Raw genomic sequence first — 20,611 nt, forward strand, 5'->3', positions numbered from 1 at the left:
ATCTTTTCCCGGTTGAGCTGATTTCCCTCTAGCAAACAGGGGAATTCCGCAAGCAGTTCTCGCAGCGCGTCACTTAAGTAATTGATGTCAGCAGCGCTTTGAACGATTTAGACTCGACCTGTTTTTTCTGCGTGAACCGAATCCGGGCCTGTTCTTTGCCTCGTGCATCCGTTTTTATTTCCCGCTCGCCCCCCAAGTCAGCAATTTTACCTAAAGTAATCTTACCCGCCGTTCCCTGTAGCGTCAGATCCACACCTTCCCGGCGTTTGGTATGCACAGTGAGAAATGGTTTCTTTTTCCCGGCGTGCGACAGATTGACCAGTGACTTACTGTCCCACTGATATGCTGCATCCGGATAAATCTGCTCCAGCAGATTAAATAACGACTCCAGCAGTTCCGCATCCCACTGGACACGTTTATTGTTCGGAAAGCCCTTTCGGGAGAGATGCCATTTTTTCTTCAGTACTTTCCAGGGCATGATCTCTTCAGGCTTAATTTCCTCACGGTGAATCAGACCGAGATACGCTTCGCAGGCGGTTTCCAGAAACTCCTGGAATCCGGGAGTCTCGATCTCTTCCTGCCAGTGGATCGTCAGGCTGACTTCCTGCCAGGGACCTTTCAGATTTTTGACGCGGACCCGATTGGAGCGACCATAAATCGGCAGTTCATCCAGTTCGTCCAGAGACTTTAAGGACAGCTGGTCGCGGAGTTCATCCTGTTTGAACGTATTCCGTTTCACGCGGAAGCTGAGGCGGAGCAGCCATTCATCGCCGGTATTCGCATGCAGGAACCAGCCCTGTTTTTTCACCGGGCCATTGACTTCGACGATGCTGCGATGATTCCAGTTAATCTCGCCGAAGCCCTCTTTGTTTTCGATAAAGTCAATCACACTTTCCAGAGCCGCGCCTTCCCACTGACAGGCAGCGCCTGCCAGGGAAACGTGATCCTGGGTATGCCAGCGACGTCCCTCTTTCTGCCACGGCATCTTGGCATCGCGACCAATCTGCCTGAGATCGAGATCGCCTTCCTGCTTTTCACTCAGACTTTGCGCGTCAAAGATTTCGCGCTCAACGCGTTTACCTGTTGAGATAATCGGCTGCAGAATTTCGCCGGTATAAGATCTGAGCAACGGTTCCTGGCTGGTTTTTCGTGCTTTGGCAGACTTACTGGTCGCCTTGCCCTGTTTCTGAAAACGCTCCGCATGTTCGACCAGCTTCTCAGGCGTCCCCGCGGCGATGATCTGTCCGCCCTCACTGCCGGCTTCCGGCCCCACGTCGACCAGCCAGTCTGCCGTTTTAATCACATCCAGATTATGTTCGATGACAATGACCGTATTTCCGAGCTCGACCAGGCTGTTCAACACTTTCAACAGCTTGGCGATATCATCGAAATGCAAACCAGTAGTCGGTTCATCGAGCAGGTACAGCGTCTTTCCGGTACTGGGCCGCGCCAGTTCCGCAGCCAGCTTCACCCGCTGCGATTCCCCGCCTGAGAGGGTCGGCGCGGATTGCCCCAATGTCAGATAGTCCAGACCGATCGCACACAGTGTTTCCATCGTACGGCGGATCGCAGGGATATTGTTAAACAGCGCAGCGACATCTCCGATTGACATCTCCAGCACATCCGCAATAGATTTTCCTTTGTATTTAACCGAGAGCGTCTCCTGGTTATAACGCTTGCCATTACAGGTCTCGCAGGTCACCCAGACATCAGGCAGGAAGTGCATTTCGATGCAACGCTGTCCGTTACCTTCACAGTCTTCACAGCGACCGCCGGAACGATTGAAGCTGAAGCGGCCCGGCTGATAGCCACGCACTTTGGCATCCGGCAAGCGTGAGAACAGTTCGCGGATCTGATCGAAGACGCCCGTATAAGTCGCCGGGTTGGAAGCGGGCGTGTTTCCCAGCGGTTTCTGATCGACGATAATCGCTTTATTGATCTGTTCCAGCCCCAGCAGATCGTCATACGGTCCCGGTGCTTCTTTGGAACGATGCAATTTTTTGGTCACGGCCCGGGCCAGTGTTTCTTCCACCAGTGAGCTTTTGCCCGATCCTGAGACGCCGGTGATGCAGGTGAACGACCCCAGGGGGATTTTCAGATCGACGGACTTCAGATTGTGCTGCCGTGCGCCTTTCAATTCCAGCCAGTGACCGGTGGGGGAAACAGGCGTTTCCGTCTTGCCCTGTGTTTCATAAGTGACGCGGCGTTCCTGAGGCAGCGGGATCGTGAGCTGATCCGACAGATACTGGCCGGTGAGTGACTTCTTTTTGCGTTTCAGTTGTTTCGGCGAGCCTTTACCGACGATAGTGCCCCCGAAGCGGCCTGCGCCGGGTCCAAAATCATACAGACAGTCCGAAGCTTCCAGAACTTCCCTATCATGCTCGACCATCACGATTGTATTGCCGATATCGCGGAGTTTTTTCAGCGTGTTGATCAAACGCGTGTTATCGCGGGGATGCAGGCCAATCGTCGGTTCATCCAAAACATACAACACCCCCGTTAGCGAGCGTCCTACCTGCCCCGCCAGACGAATTCGCTGACTTTCACCGCCAGACAGTGTGGGCAGCGGTCGACTCAACGTCAGGTATTCGAGTCCCACATCGACCAGAAACTGCAGGCGGCTCGTGGCTTCTTTGATTAAGTCTCCCGCGATCTGCTTTTGCCGTTTGTCGAGTTTTGCCGTTTTGATAAACGCCAGCGCAGCTTTCAAGGGGAGATCACAAAACTGACCGACGGTCTTTCCGTGAAAGCGGACCGCGGCGGCATCCGTGCGCAGGCGACTGCCGTTACAGACTGAACAGGGAACTTCGCCCGTCATCTCCTGCAGGCGACTGCGAAAGCCAAACGAAAGCCGAGAGGCTTCTTCAATGGCCGGGTACAGACCTTTGTATTGAAACTGAACCGTGCCTGCTTCGTCGAGGGGAATCCAGCGATCTTCATCGCCATACAAGACAAAACGCTGCTGCTTGACACTCAGTTGATTAAAGGGGACATCCAGGGGAATCCGGAATTGTTTTGCAATCGCGGTCAGCGTCTTGTTGAATTCAGAATTGGTTCGCGGATCAGGCCAGGCAGCAATGGCGGCGTCCTGCAGACAGCGGTTGGGATCAGGAATCAACTCGGACAGGTTGGTACCCAGTTCGGTTCCCAGCCCTTCACAATATTCACACCAGCCCAGCGGACTGTTAAAGGAATAATTGTGAGGCGTCAGTTCTTCAAAGCTTTGACCACACTGATCGCAGAAGTAGAACAGGCTGAAGGTTTCGAAATCCCATTCCTGTTCGGGAACTTCATCGTCGCAGTAACAGGCATACATCAGGCCTTCGCCCAGCGCTAATGCAGATTCCACTGAATCGGCAATGCGTGAACGGTTTTTGGCAGCGACGGTGATGCGGTCCAGCACGACTTCCACTTCATGACGACGTCGGCGATCAATATCGGGAACGTCTTCCAGGCGATACGTCACTCCATCGATGCGGACACGCAGAAAGCCTTGAGTACGTAATTTTTCCCAGAGCGTTTCGTAAGCCTGACCTACGGTGATATCCACGGGTGCCAGAATCAGCAGTTTGGTGCCTGCGTCCATCGCGAGAATGCGTTCGATCACTTCGTCGGTGGTCTGCGTTTCGACGGGAACATCGCAGTCAGGGCAGTACATGGTTCCCAGGCGGGCGTAGAGCACGCGCAGGTAATCATAGATTTCCGTAACGGTGCCGACTGTGGAACGGGGGGAATGCCCGGTTGTTTTCTGTTCAATGGCGATCGCCGGGGAAAGGCCGTGAATGTGCTCGAATTTGGGTTTTGGCATCTGGCCCAGGAACTGCCGTGCATACGCAGACAGAGATTCCACATAACGACGCTGACCTTCCGCATACAGGGTATCCATGGCCAGAGACGATTTGCCACTGCCGCTCGGGCCACAGAAGACATTCATCTGGTCGCGGGTAATCTGCAGATCCAGGTTCTGCAGGTTATGCTGGCCTGCGCCGCGGATCGTGATCTGCGTGCTGTCGCCGTTGGATTTCCTGTTTTGTTTCGCATTGGCAGACTGCCAGCGCAAATGTGGGTTGTTCAGAATCAGCGTCTGTTTTTTCTTTCCTTTGACCTTTTTCGCGGGAACCAGATCGGTCTGTTCTTTCAGCGCCAGTCCGGTATAGGACCAGGGACAAGCGGCAACTTCTTCCGGTGTGCCTTCTACCAGAATGGTGCCTCCCCCTTCGCCTCCTTCGGGACCGAGGTCAATCACCCAGTCGGCGGTTTTAATGACATCCAGATGATGTTCGACCACGAGTACCGTATTCCCGGCATCCGCCAGATGATGCAGCACTTTGAGCAGTAGTTTCACATCGGCAAAATGCAAGCCGGTCGTCGGTTCATCCAGCAGATAGAAGGTGCTGCCTGTGGATCGCTTTCCCAGTTCGCGTGCCAGTTTGACCCGCTGTGCTTCCCCTCCGGAGAGGGTCGGCGAAGGTTGCCCGAGTTTCAGATAGTCCAGGCCGACATCATGCAGGGATTCCAGCAGTTTTAAGATTTTGGGGACGTTCTGGAAATGCGCAATCGCCTGCTGAATGTCCATCTCCAGCACTTCAGCGATATTCGCGTCTTTATAGCGAATCTCCAGCGTCTCATGATGAAAGCGACGGCCTTCGCATACCGGACAGGGAACCCAGACATCCGCCAGAAAGTCCATTTCCAGTTTATTGGCGCCATGTCCCTCACAGGCTTCACAGCGACCGCCGGCCACATTGAAGCTGAAACGTCCCGCTTTATAGCCCCGCATCCGGGAATCGGGGAGTTTCGCATACAGGTCCCGAATCAGATCGAATACTTTCACATAAGTCGCCGGATTGGATCTGGGAGTACGGCCGATGGGAGACTGATCAATGTCGATGGCTTTATCGATCAGTTCCAGTCCGGTTACTTTCTGATGTGCACCGGGATTGCCTTTGCCTCGATTCACTTTTTGATTCAGAACCGGCCAGAGAATATCATTGATGAGAGAACTTTTCCCGGACCCGCTCACGCCGGTCACGCAGATCAGCCCTTTGGTGGGGATGTGGGCGGTGATGTCTTTAAGGTTATGATGTTTCGCCCCTTTAATCACAATCGAGTCTTTTTTAACGAGTGACCGGCGTTCTGCAGGAATCTCGATTTTTTCTTTACCGGCGAGAAACTGTCCGGTGACGCTCTCTTTGGCTTTGAGAATTTTCTGATACGAGCCTTCTGCAACGATAAAACCGCCACGCACACCGGGGCCGGGTCCGAAGTCCACAATATGATCGGCGGCGCGCATGGTTTCTTCATCGTGTTCGACGACAATCACCGTATTACCCTGATCGCGCAGGTCGCAGAGACTTTCCAGCAACATGGTATTGTCGCGGGGATGCAGTCCAATCGAGGGTTCATCCAGAATATAGACGACACCGACCAGGCCACAGCCGATCTGCCCGGCCAGACGAATTCGCTGACTTTCTCCCCCGGAGAGTGTGGGCGCAGTGCGATCGAGTGTCAGATAATTCAGGCCGCAACGCAGCAGAAATCCGAGTCGCCCGCGGATCTCCTTGAGGACTTCGTCGGCGATCAGCAGCCCGGTTTCATCCAGATCCAGTGTTTCAAAGAAATCGGCGGCTTCCTCAATACTGAAAGCACAGACTTCGGGCAGCGTTTTTGAATTGTGTGTCTGTTGGCTGGTGTGCGCATCACTGAGAGAGGTAATCCGCACATGCCGGGCCTGTGAATTCAGGCGGGCTCCGTGACAGCTCGAACATTCCACAAATTCCATGTATTTTTCGAGCTGTTTCCGCCGCATGGGATTGCTGGTTTTGCGGTAACTTTCCAGCAGTTCTTCGATATAGCCGTCCCAGGTACCACCATGTTTCCAGACCCCGCCGGAATGCCGCCAGCTGAAGGTAATATTGCGATCGCCGGTCCCGTAGAGAAACTGCTGTTGCGCTGCTGCTGGCAGTTCGTTCCAGGGCGTTTTCAGAAAACTGTCTTCGGTCAGATTCAGATCGTTTTCAATAGAACGGGCGACGCCGTTATAAATGTGCCGTCGCCATTTTCCGACTTTGCTGAGCGGCCCCAGCAGTTCGAAAGCTCCTTTTTGAATCGACACGGTCTCTTTGGAAATCAATGCGTCGAGTGGAAAATCGTACCGCATGCCCAGTCCGTTACATTCGCCGCACATTCCCAGCGGACTGTTGAAGCTGAACAGTTGCGGCGTGGGTGGTTCGTAGCTGATGCCACAATCGGTGCAGGCATAGCGGGAACTGTAGAGTTTGTCCTGCAGGCTTTCTTCGCTGTCACTGTTCTCTGTTTTTTTAGAGACTTCGGTCGCAACAATCAGGGTGCCATTTGCGAGTTTCAACGCGAGTTCGACGGACTCTGCCAGGCGGGCCCGGCTGACTTTGCCGGCGACGAGTCGGTCGATGACCACTTCAATCGTGTGACGCATCTGGCGGTCGAGCTGTAGTTGATCGGACAGTTGAATAATACGACCATCCACGCGGGCTCGGAGAAAGCCCTGTTTGAGCAAATCGTCAAAGAGGTCTTTGTATTCCCCCTTCTGCTGTTGAATCAGAGGTGCCAGAATCGAATACCGGGTCTTATCCGGGATCAGTGAGATCGAATCAATAATGCGTTCGCTACTCTGCGAGCTGATCGGCTTGCCGCAATTCTCACAGAAGCCCTGTCCGACGCGGGCAAACAGGACGCGGAGGTAATCGTAGATTTCCGTGATCGTCCCCACCGTACTGCGGGGATTGCGTCCACTCATTTTCTGCTGAATGGAAATCGAAGGTGCCAGGCCGGAAATGGAATCGACTTCGGGTTTGGGCATCTGTCCGAGAAACTGGCGGGCGTAACTGGACAGTGATTCGACATAGCGCCTTTGACCTTCAGCATACAGGGTATCAAAGGCGAGTGAACTTTTGCCGGAGCCGCTCACGCCGGTCATGACGATCAGCTGATTACGGGGGAGTCGAACGCTGACATTCTGCAGATTGTGCTCGCGAGCACCGGTAATAATGATATCTTTTTGTGACATGGGCCGCGTTATACCAAACGGCTGACGCCGCGCTGAAAATCGCTGGTGGAATGAAATCAAATCGAACGCAGGGCATTCAAAACAGGTTTACAGTAACCCGCCCCCGAATGTGTCTTCCTCTTCTTCGGAATGCTTCGGGGTTTCTGTTTCTGAAGGAGTCGGGGGAGCAGCTTGTGGCTCCTCAGTGGGAGTTGTTGAAGCCACTTCATTTATAGAGTGATCGGCGACATTGTCAACTGGTGTATCAACGGGTGCCGTATCAGGCTCATCAATGGAGCGGGCAGCAGCAGCGGCGCGTTCAGAAGAAGACTGATCGTGTGCCGGCGGCTCATAGTATTCGAAATGGAACGGATCTCGATACCGACTGCGTTGCTCTTCTACCAGTTGCATAAAGACGGTTTTGCCGTCCACTTCCACTGATTTTGCAGTGACATCTCCACTTAAGCGGATCGTCTGTCCGGTCTGGGGGCATTTCCAGAGCCGTCTGACATCTAGATCCAGCTTTAATCCGGGGCCTTTCATAGTACACTTCGCTTTGCTGCTGGAGTTCCAGAAATCAACACTTTTCAGAATCACCTGACTACACTACACTCTCGGCTCTATGAAAGATACCTGATCCCGTATGCCCGGTTCAATTGCTGGCATAGAAATAATTGCGGCGAAAGTTCTTTTGTTCATTAAATCAAGGTTTATTGATGTCAGATTCCAAACAACCTGTCACACAGTCTCCCTCAAAGTTCCCTGCAAAATCTGACCTGATCCAGGTTGGTCGCGGGCTGTTGATGGGGGGTGCCGACATCATTCCCGGCGTTTCCGGGGGCACCGTGGCTTTGATTCTGGGGATCTATGAGCGTCTGGTGACCGCCATTAGCCACTGTGATGCCCGGCTGTTTCAGCTCCTGGCGAAACGACAGTGGTCTGAAGTCGCAGCGCATCTGGATCTGCGGTTTGTGCTCCCCCTGGGTGTGGGAATTCTAACGGGTGTAGTGAGCCTGGCCAGCCTGATGCATTATCTGCTCGATTATCATCTGCAGCTGACACTGTCTGTGTTCTTCGGTTTGATCCTGGCATCAAGTTACCTGGTCGCACAGATGGTCAACCGCTGGACCGTATTAAATGTGCTGGCGTTTCTGGCTTCGCTGGCAGGCGTTTATATTCTGGTCGGCGAACATTCGATCCAGCCTCCGGAAGGGAATCTGTATGTCTTTTTCTGTGGGATGATTGCTATCTGCGCCATGATTCTGCCGGGCATCAGTGGTGCCCTGATTCTGATCCTGCTGGGTAAATATCACGATGTCACAGGCCTGTTGAAAACGATTCCGAAAGAACTGCTCAAAGGAAACATCGACTGGAGTGGCCTTGTGACTGTATTCGTGTTTGTTCTGGGCTGCCTGATCGGACTGATTCTGTTCAGCAAAGTGTTGCGCTGGCTGTTGCACAACTACCATACATTGACGATGGCAGTGTTATGCGGACTGATGGTGGGCTCGCTACGTCGGATCTGGCCGTTCAAAGTGGATATTACGCCCTACACCGCCGACCAGACTCCGGAGATGGTGCCATTCAAACATCGGATCTACGAAAATGTCTGGCCCACAGCATTCGACGGCACGTTCTGGACTTCGATTGTCCTGATCATCGTTGCCGCCGTTTTAATCTGGGGACTGGATTATCTCTCTCAAAAATATGCCATGCATGGAACGTCAGAACTCTGATCGATTCGCGATTATTTTTTGCCGTCATCCTGAGGGTAAAGTAACACGCGATCGTGGCAGAGCAGGATGAGATCTTTTCGATTATCACCGGTCAGGTCGGCGATGACTGCTTCCCGTGGATCCGAGCCCGACCGGTTGGATCGGGAAAATGTTTTCTCTTCGAAGACTTTGAAGTTCAAAGCGTGCTTCAGGCCCTCGTGTTCCTGGAAACTCAGGATTTCCACATGATGCGTGCGCAAGTCCAGGATGACAACGTCCGACTGACCATCGCCGTTCAGATCACCGGCGACGGAGTCGGTAAAATAGGCCTGCGGAATTTTCGATTCATATGAGGCCACATCTTTTAAAGTGGGAGGTGTCTGGCCTGAGTAGAGGATCCCGAACTGGCCACGACCGAACAAAACCAGATCGGGCTGTTGATCTCCATTCAAGTCAGCGACATGCGCGGACAGGAAGGGAAATTCGCCGATCTCCACTTCTTTCCAGGGACGATAGACATTGGCTTCTTTTCGCAGGATGCGCAGTTTCTGCACACCCAGATCGACCAGCACGATTTCATCACCGGGCTCGCCATCCAGGTTAATGTTGACGGCCCCGACCACGCGGGCTTTACTTTCGGGTGCATTAAATTGATCGAGCACCTGCCACTGATTGTCGGAATTCAAAACCAGCCTGCGGGCAAAATTGTTCTGCGCCGTCAGAATCCAGTCCCGTTTCGGGCCGCCAATGAAAATGGATTCCGGTTTAATTTCATCCAGATTGATCCCCCCGGATGGGGTAATCAGTTGTGGCGTCTGTTTGGGGGTCAGGGTGACCATTTTGGGAGAACGGGAGAGCCCGTAAAACGCCATCAGTTCAAACACTCCATCGCCGTTGGCATCAAGTTTGACTAATGATTTCGGGGAATCCAGGTTGGGTGGATCACTGGGAAACTGATAGTCGGACCAGGAACCGTCTGGATTTAACTTTAATGCCCGGAGCTCAGACATATTCCTGTTGTTCCGTGCGACATAGATTAATTCGGGTGACTTGTTGCCATCCAGGTCTGCCATTTCAAAGGCAACGGGCTCACCTTTGATCGGCAGGATCTTGGGAAAGGCGAGCCGCTGATTTTCAAATGAGCTGACGCCGATAATCTTTTCCCGTTCGCTGAGGACGAACACTTCCGCCCGTCCATCGCCGTTGATATCTTCAATGCGTAACTGTTCTACCCCCTGCAGCCCCGGGTAGGTCTGCCCCAGATCCAGGCCCCGGTCTTTCGACTGCAGATACACCAGCATCTGTGCAGTTTCCGGGTCAGACACAACGACGTCGGTGATTCCGTCGCCGTTAATATCTCCCAGATCAAAACCGCGATTCCGTCCTGACCCTTCTTCGCCGAAACCATACAGGGTCAGTCGTTTGGAAAGATCGCCATTGAGAGTCGACGAATTTTCGAGCTGTTGAATTCTCATTCTCCCGGTCTGCGAATCGATCGTGAGAATTTCTGAACCTGGTTTGCTATCGATGTCTGCCAATGTGACCGAACGTGGATTCGAAAGTTCAAACCGGATTTCCGGTCCCAGGTTGCCGTCCGGTTTCTGCAGTCGAGCGCAGAGCATCTGATCTTTGCCGTCGCGGGTGGCATACGTAAAATCGTTGCGTCCATCCCCGTTCAGATCGGCGATGGCAGCGAGCCCGAGTTTAGGTGACGTATTCAGAATCGGCCGTGGCGTTTCCAGTTCCCCTTTCTGATCCTGCAGGATGACATAGGTATGGTTCGTGCCCAGAACGATCAAATCGGTTTTCTGATCATTGTTCAAATCGCCAGCAGCGATCGTCCACTGGGTTGACTGCAGGTCCGCCAGTCGAATGCGTTTGCGATCGGACCATTCGCCTGTTTTGGACTGATAGCGGATAATCAGCCGGTCCGGTTCCGCCAGGTAAGCCAGATCATTCAAGCCGTCGCCATTGAAGTCACCCACTGTCAGTGCAGAAATGGAGACATCCACGGGGATTTTGATGTGTTTTAAACGTGCATCGTTGGGAATGCCGTTGACTTCTTCTGTCATCTCATCGGGAGAGACTTTTTCGCCGGGTGCCCGTTGCTGCAGCACATCAATGCGGCTGTTACTGTTGTCAATCAGGATCAGATCATGCAGTCCATCCCCGTTCAGATCGTGGGCCAGCATATTGGAGGACCGGTCGGAGAGCTTGAAGAGTTCCAGTGGTTTAAAGCCATACGAATCTCCCAGCTTTGCTTTATCGTCTGCGATAACAGGCGTTTCTGCGCCTGCGACGCAGTAGACAGCCAGCAGCGTCAGGCAGAGAACTCTGATTGATTTACTTGAGCCGTTTAACATCCTGTCTCCTTGCTGTATTTCCAAACTGCGACGAGTTGATTTTCTGTATTTCGATCAGCATAACCAGAAACTTTACTGGACGCGAATCTCGAACGGCATAATTGTCAGTGACTTTTCCCGTGCCAGTAAATTGATCAGGTCCATTTTTTTCAGCTGTTCGGCCAGACCCGGTGCAATGGAATCCAGCATGCGTGAGATCTGCTGACGCTGCTGTGTCTCACCATCGGCAGAGCCGAACAACTGCTCGAACGGGCTGGTCGGTCGGGGGAGAATCAGTTTTTCAAACTTCTCACCATCTTTGATTTTTCCGAGTTTGCGTGCATGTTCGATGGCTTCATCCAGTGTTCCCAACTGGTCCACGAGCCCTAATTTCAGCGCCATTTCTCCGGTATAGACCCGACCTCGCGCCAGTGCTTCCAGTTTGTCGTAATCCATTTTGCGGCCGGTGGCTGCTTTTTCGGTAAACTGTTTATAGATGGCGTTCAGCATTCCCGTCACGGCGACGCGTTCCGATTCCGTAAAACCACTCAGCGGGCTGAAGGTTCCACTGTTACTGCCGCGCGAAATCACACTGGTTGTGATCCCGATTTTCTTGTAGAGGCCTTCAATCGCCAGTTTGCCGCCCACCACGCCAATCGAACCGGTCAGTGTACCGGGTTCGGCAAAAATGCGTTCTGCCCCCATGGAAATATAGTAACCACCACTGGCGGCGACATCACCCATGCTGACGACAACCGGCTTCCCGGCTTCTTCGAGTGCGCGCCACATCAGATCACTGGCGAGGGCGCTGCCTCCCGGACTGTCGACACGCAGGACTATGGCTTTGACCTGATCATCGTCGGCCGCTTTTTTGACCGCCTTGATAAACGTGTCTGAACCCAGGACATTGCCTCCCATGAGACCTCCCTGAGCAGACGAACCGGACATAATGGCCCCCGTGGCATAAATCACAGCAATCCGCGGTCCCGAACCGATGCGCTGTGAGGAATCGATGCCGGCCAGCAGGTCCATCAGTTTGATCAGCCCGGCGATACCGGAGAAATCGGTGTCGGCCCGTTTTTTCGCATACTTTTTGATCAGCTTGACTTCGTTTTTACTTTTGTCCCCCGTGAGCAGTCTGGGCAGCTGATCTTCATAGGCAATGTGATCAATCAGTCCCAGCTTCTTTGCTTCTGCTGCCATATAGGGACCACCGTTGATGGCCGCTTCGACTTTTTCAGCAGACAATCCCCGGGATTCGGAGATCATATCCGTAATCTGTCCGAAATAATTATCGAGCAATGCTTCCATTTCTTCGCGAAACGCCTCGCTCATTTCGGTACGCGTGTAAGGTTCTGCAGCAGACTTGTATTTGCCGACCCGCAGGATATCCGGTTTGATATCAAGAATATCGAACAGATTCTTATAAAAACTGACTTCCGCCCGCAGCCCCAGCAGGATCAGTGAAGCCGACTCGGGCATCACGATCTGATCACAGGCGGATGCGATCAGGTAATCTTTGGTCATCCCCGATTCAATCCAGGCGAAAACTTTCTTGTCGTTCTTGCGAACTTTTTTAATCGCCTGTCGCAATTCATTCAATTTGGCCCAGCCGAGCTCAGTCCCTTTGAAATGCAGTACGACGCCGGTCAGCGATTTATCTTCCGCCGCCTTTTCCAGCCGTGAGACTACTTTGGACAATGATTCGGTGACATCGCCAAACAGGCCGGGCATCTGCGGACCTTCAGGATACGAGCCTTTGATCACCATGTGAGCCCAGTTTTCGCGAGTGGGCTTCTTTTCCTCTTCCGCAGCAGAAGCCGAGTTTTGAGTTAGAATGAACGCACATCCCAGCAGCAATGCAACAAGGAACCCACAATTTTTATGAACAGGCATCGACATCAGAAATCTCCAGAACAGGGACGTATGTATTGTTTGCAGAGTCAGAAGCGTTGTGCTGCAGCAGAAGAGATCACTCTGGAAAACGTTAAATTCGTATTAACTGCTATAAGCAGTCTAAGTGGAACGACAGGCTACGGTCAAGAAAGAGTTGACTGATGCTCCCGTTATACGCCCTGAAATGTCTTTGCTTTAGAAAATTCCTGCGGGAAAAACCAAAAAGTGTTGTCAGAGGATGCTTCATTTGTCACACTGGAACCGCTGGATTCGCGCGTGATCTCTGGTCTCTGCTTCTTTCCCTGTACTCACTGTGGTTTATCAAACATGTCTGTACGTGCTTTATTTCTGTCACTGCTCTGCGTTGTTTCTTTCTCGGGTCCCCTGTCTGCACAGGGACTGATCTGGGAACTGCCCGCCGATGGCTCCTGGGTCCGCTATGAAGGGACCTATGAAAAAGAGATGCCGGGCCCGGAATCCAATGATTTGAACGTCAAGCTACAATGGACGCGGCATCTGGTCATCAGTTCCGTAGGCTCTGAAATGGCAGATTTCGACGGGGCACAGACTGCCTGTCGCTGGCTGGAGTTCAAATGCATCACCGGCAAATCAACGGAATCCGGAGTGGCTCCCGGGGTTTCCGGACCTCGAATTTATAAGGTGCTGGTTCCAGAAAAAGCGATCAACGGTGAGATCAAAGAGACGATTGGTAAAAATGAACTGCCGATTACCTTTCTGCCGATCATTCGCGGCTATCGAAAAACCGGCGACCGGCCTGTCGAGCCACTGAAAACCAACGTGCTGCGATTCTACCCCATGATCACCATGCTGGAACACTACACCCAATGGGATTCCGTAGGAGAGCCTGCCAGTATGGAAACACCGGCTGCGACTGTCTCCGCGCGGGAATACCAGGGGACCTTCATCAGTGAAAGCACCACGACCCGGTCCAAAAACCAGGGCAAAATCTGGAGAACATCCGAAATTCCGTTCGGCGTGGCCAAATGGTCCGTGGTCATCACACGCGAAACCAAGGGGGGAACCCAGCCCCGAACCGAGTTCAAACAGACCTCCCTGATTCAGGTGAACATGTCGGCCCACGAAGTGGGTAAAAATGCAGAGAGCGAACTGCCGGCCTCACACTGAAGGTTACTGGCCTGCTCAGAGTCGAGTCTCCCCTGTCCTGCCTGACCCGATTTCAGGCGGGATTCCTGTTCGATTTGCAAACAATGCCACCCGAGACTTGACGCTGTCCTCACAGGTGAAAAGAATCAGGTGTTTACGAACATCTTTGCTTCCCCGGTGTCTGCGGGGGGGGAACTCCCGAGATCTGATATCGGTTTTCAGATCCACCCACTTTTATTCATTCAGAGAACAAAGATCACCATTATGTCGATGCAGCTCTCAGCTACTGTTCAGAAACTCAAACCTTCCGCGACCATTGCCGCTGCAGCAAAAGCCAAGGAATTAAAAAGTACCGGCGTCAAAGTCTACGAGTTCACCCTGGGAGAGCCCGACTTCACCACCCCTGCTCATATCTGCCAGGCAGCAAAGGACGCGATGGATGCTGGCCAGACCCATTATACACCGGCGGCCGGAACGCTCGAAGTCAAACAGGCGATCTGCGATGCCTACCAGCGTGACTATGGTTTGAGCTATCAGCCAAACCAGGTGGTCGTCTCCAACGGGGCCAAGCATTCGATTCATAATGTATTGACCGCCTTGTGTGGACCCGGCGATGAAGTCATCATCCCGACTCCCTACTGGGTGAGCTACAGTGCCCTGGTTGAACTGACCGGTGCCACTCCCGTGATGGTCGAAACATCAGAAGAGAGCGGCTTCTGCATGAACGCAGAACAGTTCGCTGCTGCCATCACTCCGAAAACCAAACTGATGATGCTCAATAACCCGTGTAACCCGACCGGAGCCGCCTACCCGGTGGAAACACTGGAAGCACTGGCGAAAGTCGCGGTTGAAAAAGATGTGGCGGTCCTCTCGGACGAGATCTATGAAAAGCTGATCTACGAAGGTTCCGAATTCCGCAGCTTCGCTTCCTTTGGCCCCGAAGTCGCTGCATTAACGATTATTGTGAGTGGCGTCAGTAAAGCCTACGCGATGACCGGCTGGCGTATTGGCTGGACGCTGGCCAGCCCCGAGTTAACCGCCGCGATGACCAAGCTGCAGAGCCAGGAGACATCCAATCCCTGCAGCATCAGCCAGGCCGCGACGATCGCTGCCCTGTCCGGTCCCCAGGAAAGTGTGGCCGACATGCTGACCGCGTTCAAAGAACGTCGGGCGTATGTTCTGGAACGCCTGCGAAAATTCCCGGACATCAGCTTCGCGGAACCAGGGGGTGCGTTTTACGCCTTCTTCAATGTGAGTGCCCACTTCAACAAACCACTGGGTGGTGGCAAAGTGGTAACCGATTCCAGCGAATTCTGCACCGCGCTGCTGGAAGAAGCCCACGTGGCACTGGTGACCGGCGATGCCTTTGGGGCACCGGGTTATGTCCGTCTGTCGTTTGCAACGGACCTGAAAACCCTCGAGGCCGGCCTGGATCGCATCGAGCAGTTTCTGTCACCGGCTTAACAGTCGCCTGATTTCAACTGACACAACAATAAAAAACACCATCCCGATTTCCCGGGATGGTGTTTTTGTTTTTCACTGATACTCAGATCAGACGAGTGTCTTGATCTTAGTACTGTCCCCAGCCATAAGGCATTTCGCCAGGAATGACCCCACCATAGTAGATACCGCGGGCATCGTCGGTTTCGAGGTAGGGATCTATGTCCATGGTAAAGATCCCGCCAATGTCACCTGAGGTATCAAGACGGAAGGTACTGGCTCCCATTCCTGAGTAGAGGAAGTTCCCTGCACCCGGATCAATATAGTCTGGGATACGAGCAGCCTGACGTTGAGCATTACGACGTCGTGTAGTCGAAGTGAATGGTCCATCGAAGGGAGGGCTGGTGGTATTCAAACGTGATTTGAAGGTATCTGCATTGTTGTAGAAGGCTCCGACATTAGTCGTATCAGATGAGATGACTGTGTTATTATCCCACAACAGGTCCAGTCGAGCGAGTGCATCGGACTGGAAGGTATTGATGACGGTCGGGTCGATAGTGGCTCCCCAGGTTCCGGCTGATGCAGCCGGATCAACCGTTGATGTGAAGGACTCAAAGTAGACATCATCACCCAGGTTACCTGTCAGGGTATTATTTGTGACAGACATAATCACACCTGATGTATCGAAGACACCCGCACCATTGCTGGCAAACCCACCGTCATTCTGTGAACCGCCGGTTCCAGTAAAGGCGCGAGTGGTACCGACTCGAACGACCAGACCAGTTGAACTGAAACCGCTGTCGCGACCGTTGTCGATGATCTGGTTATTATCCATATCCATTCTCAGAAAAACATCCTGGAAGAGGCTTCCGTCGGAAGCCAGAGCAGTCGTCGCGGGGTCTGTCTGGTTCTGTGTGAGCGATGCAGTGTAGACCACATATACCCCTTCCAGGCGGTTTTCATTCACGATGTTATTGTTAAAGTCGATGTTGATGGTAGATGCTGAACCAACGAGACCAGGTCGAGCCAGGACATCGAAGCCACGACCGCCGTTGAAGTCAATCACGTTGCCATCAATATTCAGGTCATAAAGCCCTGACAGGACATTCATGAATTCAATACCGTCTCCACCGTTGCGGGTGATATCGTTGTTGGTAATGGTCATGTTGTTATAGCCTGGCAGATCCATATCGATACCGATTTCAGCATTCTCTGCGATATAGTTGCGAGCAATCGTGACAGTACCAGCGCCCGTGATGCCGATACCGTCGACACCGTTATCTACGATCATGTTGCCCAGAGCAGAATCTGCCGCGTTACCGATGACGAGTCCATCAGAGGCAGCTGCCAGTTGGATACCATCGCCAGCGTTTTCAGCAATGTAGTTGCGGGTCCAGTCTCCGGTGACACCCCGGGCGTCTCCTCCAGAATTAGTAAGCTCAGTGGTGCGAATACCATTGGTGTCGTTACCGGTAATGAAGTTGCTGTCAATATCAGCAGATAAGACGGCGTCCGATTCGACCCTGATATCAATACCGTTCAGAGTATTATCCGTGATTGTATTATTGTTGATGGTGTAGGTATCAGTTTTGTTGGCAGCAGACGCTGTCAAATCGATACCATCCAGAGTATTTGTGGTAAAGGTGTTGTAGCTGATGTCGATATCGGTCATCACGCCATCAGAGGTACGTTCCATTTCAAGGCCGTTGCCTCCATTGTTTGTGAACAGGTTTCCGAAGTCAGAAGAGCTGCCACCAATTGTGATGTTGTCGATCGTACCGAAGTCACCCAGGTTGTTCCCGGTCACGGTCATCAACAGACCGGACGCAGCACTGTTCTGGATGACGCTCCGCTGAATCGTGCTGTTCGTTAAGGTAGCAGTATCCCGCACGATAAATCCGACCCCCTCACCGGTAAACTCACTGCTTAAAGTGGTGTCAAAGGTGGTATCAAAGTTGTGCTGATCAATGTCAACCTGGTTGGTTGTATTCCCGATTAACATCAACCCGATATGGGCATCGCCGTTGTTCTGAAATGTATTGGTCAGAGCATTATCGATGGCTGCCAGATCACCAAACTCCAGGGTCACGCCGCCATTCCCGCCGATGGTCGTTGTACCATCAACCGTACCGCCGACACCGAAACCGGAACCGTCATCACCATTGGGCAGATCCGGAGCGCGACCGACAAAGGTATTCCTTGTGATGGATGCCGTTGTCCGAACATCGCTCGTATCAAACGAGATCCCGTCGGTTCCTGTCAGGTTGCGATTGAAATTGTTGGAATCGATACTGCCCAGCGTATTGACGGCTGTATCAGTTCCCCCCAGAGCTTCTCCGCCCAGGAACATACCGGCTGCTGTATTGTTACTGAAATCGTTCTCAGAAATCAGGGAGGTTGTGAAGACACCGCCGGTGTTGTTCACAATACTCATCCCGTGACGGGTATTGCCTGTGAATGAGTTACTGCCGATGGAAGGCGAACCAAAGCCGGTCAGATCAATCGTACCTGTGGTTAGAGTAATGGCTAAACCATCCTGTGTGTTACCGGTGGCAGTGTTGTTGATAATACTGCCGCCGATCGCACCATCGTTTGTTGTATTCAGGCTGATACCGTTCTGACCGTTACTGCTGAAGACGTTTGCCGTCGAGTTGATATTACCGATATTCAGATTGATGGTTGAACCGGTACCATCCGATGTGGCAACAAAACCATCAATCGCGTTGTTACTGGCATTGATGTTTGTCATACCCAGATTATCTACACCATCTGATAAAGCAGACAATGTACCGCCGGCAGTCGCATTAAAACCGATACCGTAGCCTGAGTTGTTGCTGGCTATGATCGTATCAAAGCTGTTGAAGTCGATGGTGCTCGCATTGGAATTCACTTGCAGACCACCCCTTGTGGCATTGATATTATTGCTGAAAGTATTGGTGGAGAAATCCGTATCAATCGTAGAACCACCATTGGCAGTCATGATCATCCCGGTCCCGTTGGCATTTGCTGTATTTCCGGTGATACCCAGGGTGGTGACACCATCCGTGGCAGTGCCTACCCCATCAATAGAACTTCCGCCGTTCGCGATGATTTCAAACCCGGTTCCTGTTCCTGGAGGAACCACTCCCAGATTATTCGTGGCCGTATTGTCATGGAACGCCAGTTCCAGAGTACCAGCCGTTTGTGTGATACGGGCACCATGTAAAGAATTGGCACCATCTCCTGTAAAGGTGTTACTGGAGAGATTACCAGTTTCACTGGCAGTATTAACAACATCTACGCCGCGGTTATACAGTACAAAGGTATTACGGTTGATATCAAAGCCACGTGTCCCGGCCGAATAGATACCATAGTTATGTGGCGTTCCCGCTGTCCGGGCCCCGCTGATATTGAAACCAGAAACTTCCCAGGCGCCCCCCTCCCCGATGACCACAGCTTCTGCCGCTCCACCTGCACCAGCGGAGTTGCTGAGTGTGGGTCGGCTGGCATCCGGATTGTATCCTGGCAGAGTAATACTGACGACGTTTCCATCGTTATCCAGTGTGTTAAAGCTATGCACGACTGCTTCACTCAACAGACGCTGACCGGTGACGCCACCGATCCCTCCGCCGTTATCCAGCAGGGTGATCTGACCATCCAGGTTCAGCTCATTACCGTCCTGAACGAAGATGATATCAGTGGTGGTGGTTGGTGGAGAAGCATTATAAGCGGTAACAGAACCGAATGGTGTTTCATAGGTACCATCGCCGGTTGCTCCGTAATCAGGGTCAATGTGGGCGACGGTATAAGGCAGGCCGTCATCAGGATTGATGGCCACCTCGTTCGTCGTGGTCTCTTTCACGTTGGCCACAACGCGGTAATTACGATTCATAGGCTGGTACATCCGCTGTTGCAGCGTTTTCGGTCGCATCCACTTGTCAGATCGACCTTCTGGAATCGAAAGGGTTACATTCATCCAGGCGTTAGAACCGAAGACATCATCCTTGGCGTAGCTGACACTCATCTGCCACCAGTCGTTGATATTTGCTTCTGCACGGAACTTAACACCTGCCGCACTCTTGTCGTGGTCAGAGTTGTAATAGTAGCCCCCCACAAAGCCATCAATACCAAACTTTCCGAGGACAGGCAGCGGACCACCGATCTCGGCGTCGACACCACCATAAGACGACTCAGATCGTCGCGTACGGTTCAGATAAATTCGATTTGACTGGAAGTAGGCACTGCCAGACAGGTTATTAGAGATAATGAGCTCATTGTTATTGATAGGGAAATATCCGTTAACACGCGTTGTCAGATACTGACCAATCACTTCACCACTCAGACCGAGCTGATGGTAATCCTGATAGTGTCCGTCATCATAATCGTACCAGCCTGCCACTGTAAAAATCTTATCAAGATTATCACTGTAGGCCCGCCAGCCAGCCCCGAGGTTGACACCACCGGCCCCCTCGTCGGTGACCATTGCCCGCAGATCAAGGAAGAGCATGCTCTGCTCAGGATTGATTGTGAACGGCAGTAAGACACCCAGGTTTGAATAACCATCGTCGTAACCAATACCGCCACCAATGCCTTTATCCAGGCGGAAGATGGGATGGAACTCATCCACTTCCATGGGCTGATACCCGTTTCCATTATCGACGAATTCATGGACTTCCATGCTCCGAGGATCAGGATATTTGTAGGGAGCATACCCCTGTAAGTTGTCCTGGTAACTTACATCCTTCATGGTTGTAAAACCAGGAACATCATTTCTCTGGACTGTGTTCGCAGGAATAAAATCATGCCTGAACACACCGGAAGAAACATTTCCTACGATAGCAGAACCTGCTGGCTCACCAATCGTCGCTTGTCCCTCTGTTTGATTACCTTCAGAGGACGCTGGATCTGCAAATACAGATACCAGTACGTACTGAGAGGCTAAAAAGAAGCAGGCCAGGCTGACACTTAATTTCTTCATCGAATGCTCCAACGTCGATGTATAACTCGTCTCTTACGATTTCAGACGATCAACTTCGTTCCTCATCATCTCCCGCTCTTTCACTCACAGGATGTCTGATCCTCTGTGTGCA

General features: G+C 52.4%; 8 protein-coding genes. 3 read left to right on the top strand and 5 right to left on the bottom strand.

The features are described from left to right. Window positions 1-73: 73 nt before the first annotated feature. Both uvrA and Pan161_RS22830 read right to left on the bottom strand, forming a co-directional pair. A complete protein-coding gene (uvrA, locus tag Pan161_RS22825) occupies window positions 74-7,045 on the bottom strand; it encodes an excinuclease ABC subunit UvrA (protein ID WP_145231059.1) in 6,972 nt (2,323 codons plus the stop codon). A gap of 87 nt (window positions 7,046-7,132) precedes the next feature. Further along, entirely contained in the window at window positions 7,133-7,567 is a 435-nt protein-coding gene (locus Pan161_RS22830) for a hypothetical protein (RefSeq protein ID WP_145231060.1), read from the bottom strand. Window positions 7,568-7,740: 173 nt separating this feature from the next. On the opposite strand from Pan161_RS22830, the gene Pan161_RS22835 reads away from it, so the two are divergent. After that, window positions 7,741-8,760, top strand: a complete 1,020-nt coding sequence (locus Pan161_RS22835) for a DUF368 domain-containing protein (protein ID WP_145231061.1) — start codon at window positions 7,741-7,743, stop codon at window positions 8,758-8,760. Between the two features lie 11 nt (window positions 8,761-8,771). Here the strand turns inward: Pan161_RS22835 and Pan161_RS22840 are convergent, their stop codons facing one another. Together Pan161_RS22840 and sppA are read right to left on the bottom strand one after the other, a co-directional pair. Beyond that, the gene (locus Pan161_RS22840) at window positions 8,772-11,102 is read right to left on the bottom strand and encodes an FG-GAP repeat domain-containing protein (protein ID WP_145231062.1); all 2,331 of its coding nucleotides are present in this window, start codon (window positions 11,100-11,102) and stop codon (window positions 8,772-8,774) included. A gap of 72 nt (window positions 11,103-11,174) precedes the next feature. Next, window positions 11,175-12,983, bottom strand: a complete 1,809-nt coding sequence (gene sppA / locus Pan161_RS22845) for a signal peptide peptidase SppA (RefSeq protein ID WP_145231063.1) — start codon at window positions 12,981-12,983, stop codon at window positions 11,175-11,177. Window positions 12,984-13,202: 219 nt separating this feature from the next. Here sppA and Pan161_RS22850 point away from each other — a divergent pair, with 219 nt between their 5' ends. Both Pan161_RS22850 and Pan161_RS22855 read left to right on the top strand, forming a co-directional pair. After that, window positions 13,203-14,123, top strand: a complete 921-nt coding sequence (locus Pan161_RS22850) for a hypothetical protein (RefSeq protein WP_145231064.1) — start codon at window positions 13,203-13,205, stop codon at window positions 14,121-14,123. A 243-nt stretch (window positions 14,124-14,366) separates the two neighbouring features. Continuing rightward, window positions 14,367-15,566 carry a pyridoxal phosphate-dependent aminotransferase gene (locus Pan161_RS22855; protein ID WP_145231065.1) on the top strand — a complete coding sequence of 400 codons (1,200 nt, stop codon included), beginning with the start codon at window positions 14,367-14,369 and terminating at the stop codon, window positions 15,564-15,566. A 106-nt stretch (window positions 15,567-15,672) separates the two neighbouring features. Here the strand turns inward: Pan161_RS22855 and Pan161_RS22860 are convergent, their stop codons facing one another. Next, window positions 15,673-20,499 (bottom strand): right-handed parallel beta-helix repeat-containing protein, encoded by a 4,827-nt coding sequence (locus tag Pan161_RS22860; protein WP_145231066.1) that lies wholly within the window; start codon window positions 20,497-20,499, stop codon window positions 15,673-15,675. Window positions 20,500-20,611 lie beyond the last annotated feature (112 nt).

The sequence above is a fragment of the Gimesia algae genome, from assembly GCF_007746795.1.
Taxonomy (GTDB): Bacteria; Planctomycetota; Planctomycetia; order Planctomycetales; family Planctomycetaceae; genus Gimesia; species Gimesia algae.

Coding starts and splice junctions, on each gene's coding strand:
- Pan161_RS22830 (WP_145231060.1), bottom strand. CDS start 7,567: ATGAAAGGCCCCGGATTAAAGCTGGATCTAGATGTCAGACGGCTCTGG.
- Pan161_RS22855 (WP_145231065.1), top strand. CDS start 14,367: ATGTCGATGCAGCTCTCAGCTACTGTTCAGAAACTCAAACCTTCCGCG.
- uvrA (WP_145231059.1), bottom strand. CDS start 7,045: ATGTCACAAAAAGATATCATTATTACCGGTGCTCGCGAGCACAATCTG.
- Pan161_RS22860 (WP_145231066.1), bottom strand. CDS start 20,499: ATGAAGAAATTAAGTGTCAGCCTGGCCTGCTTCTTTTTAGCCTCTCAG.
- Pan161_RS22835 (WP_145231061.1), top strand. CDS start 7,741: ATGTCAGATTCCAAACAACCTGTCACACAGTCTCCCTCAAAGTTCCCT.
- Pan161_RS22840 (WP_145231062.1), bottom strand. CDS start 11,102: ATGTTAAACGGCTCAAGTAAATCAATCAGAGTTCTCTGCCTGACGCTG.
- sppA (WP_145231063.1), bottom strand. CDS start 12,983: ATGTCGATGCCTGTTCATAAAAATTGTGGGTTCCTTGTTGCATTGCTG.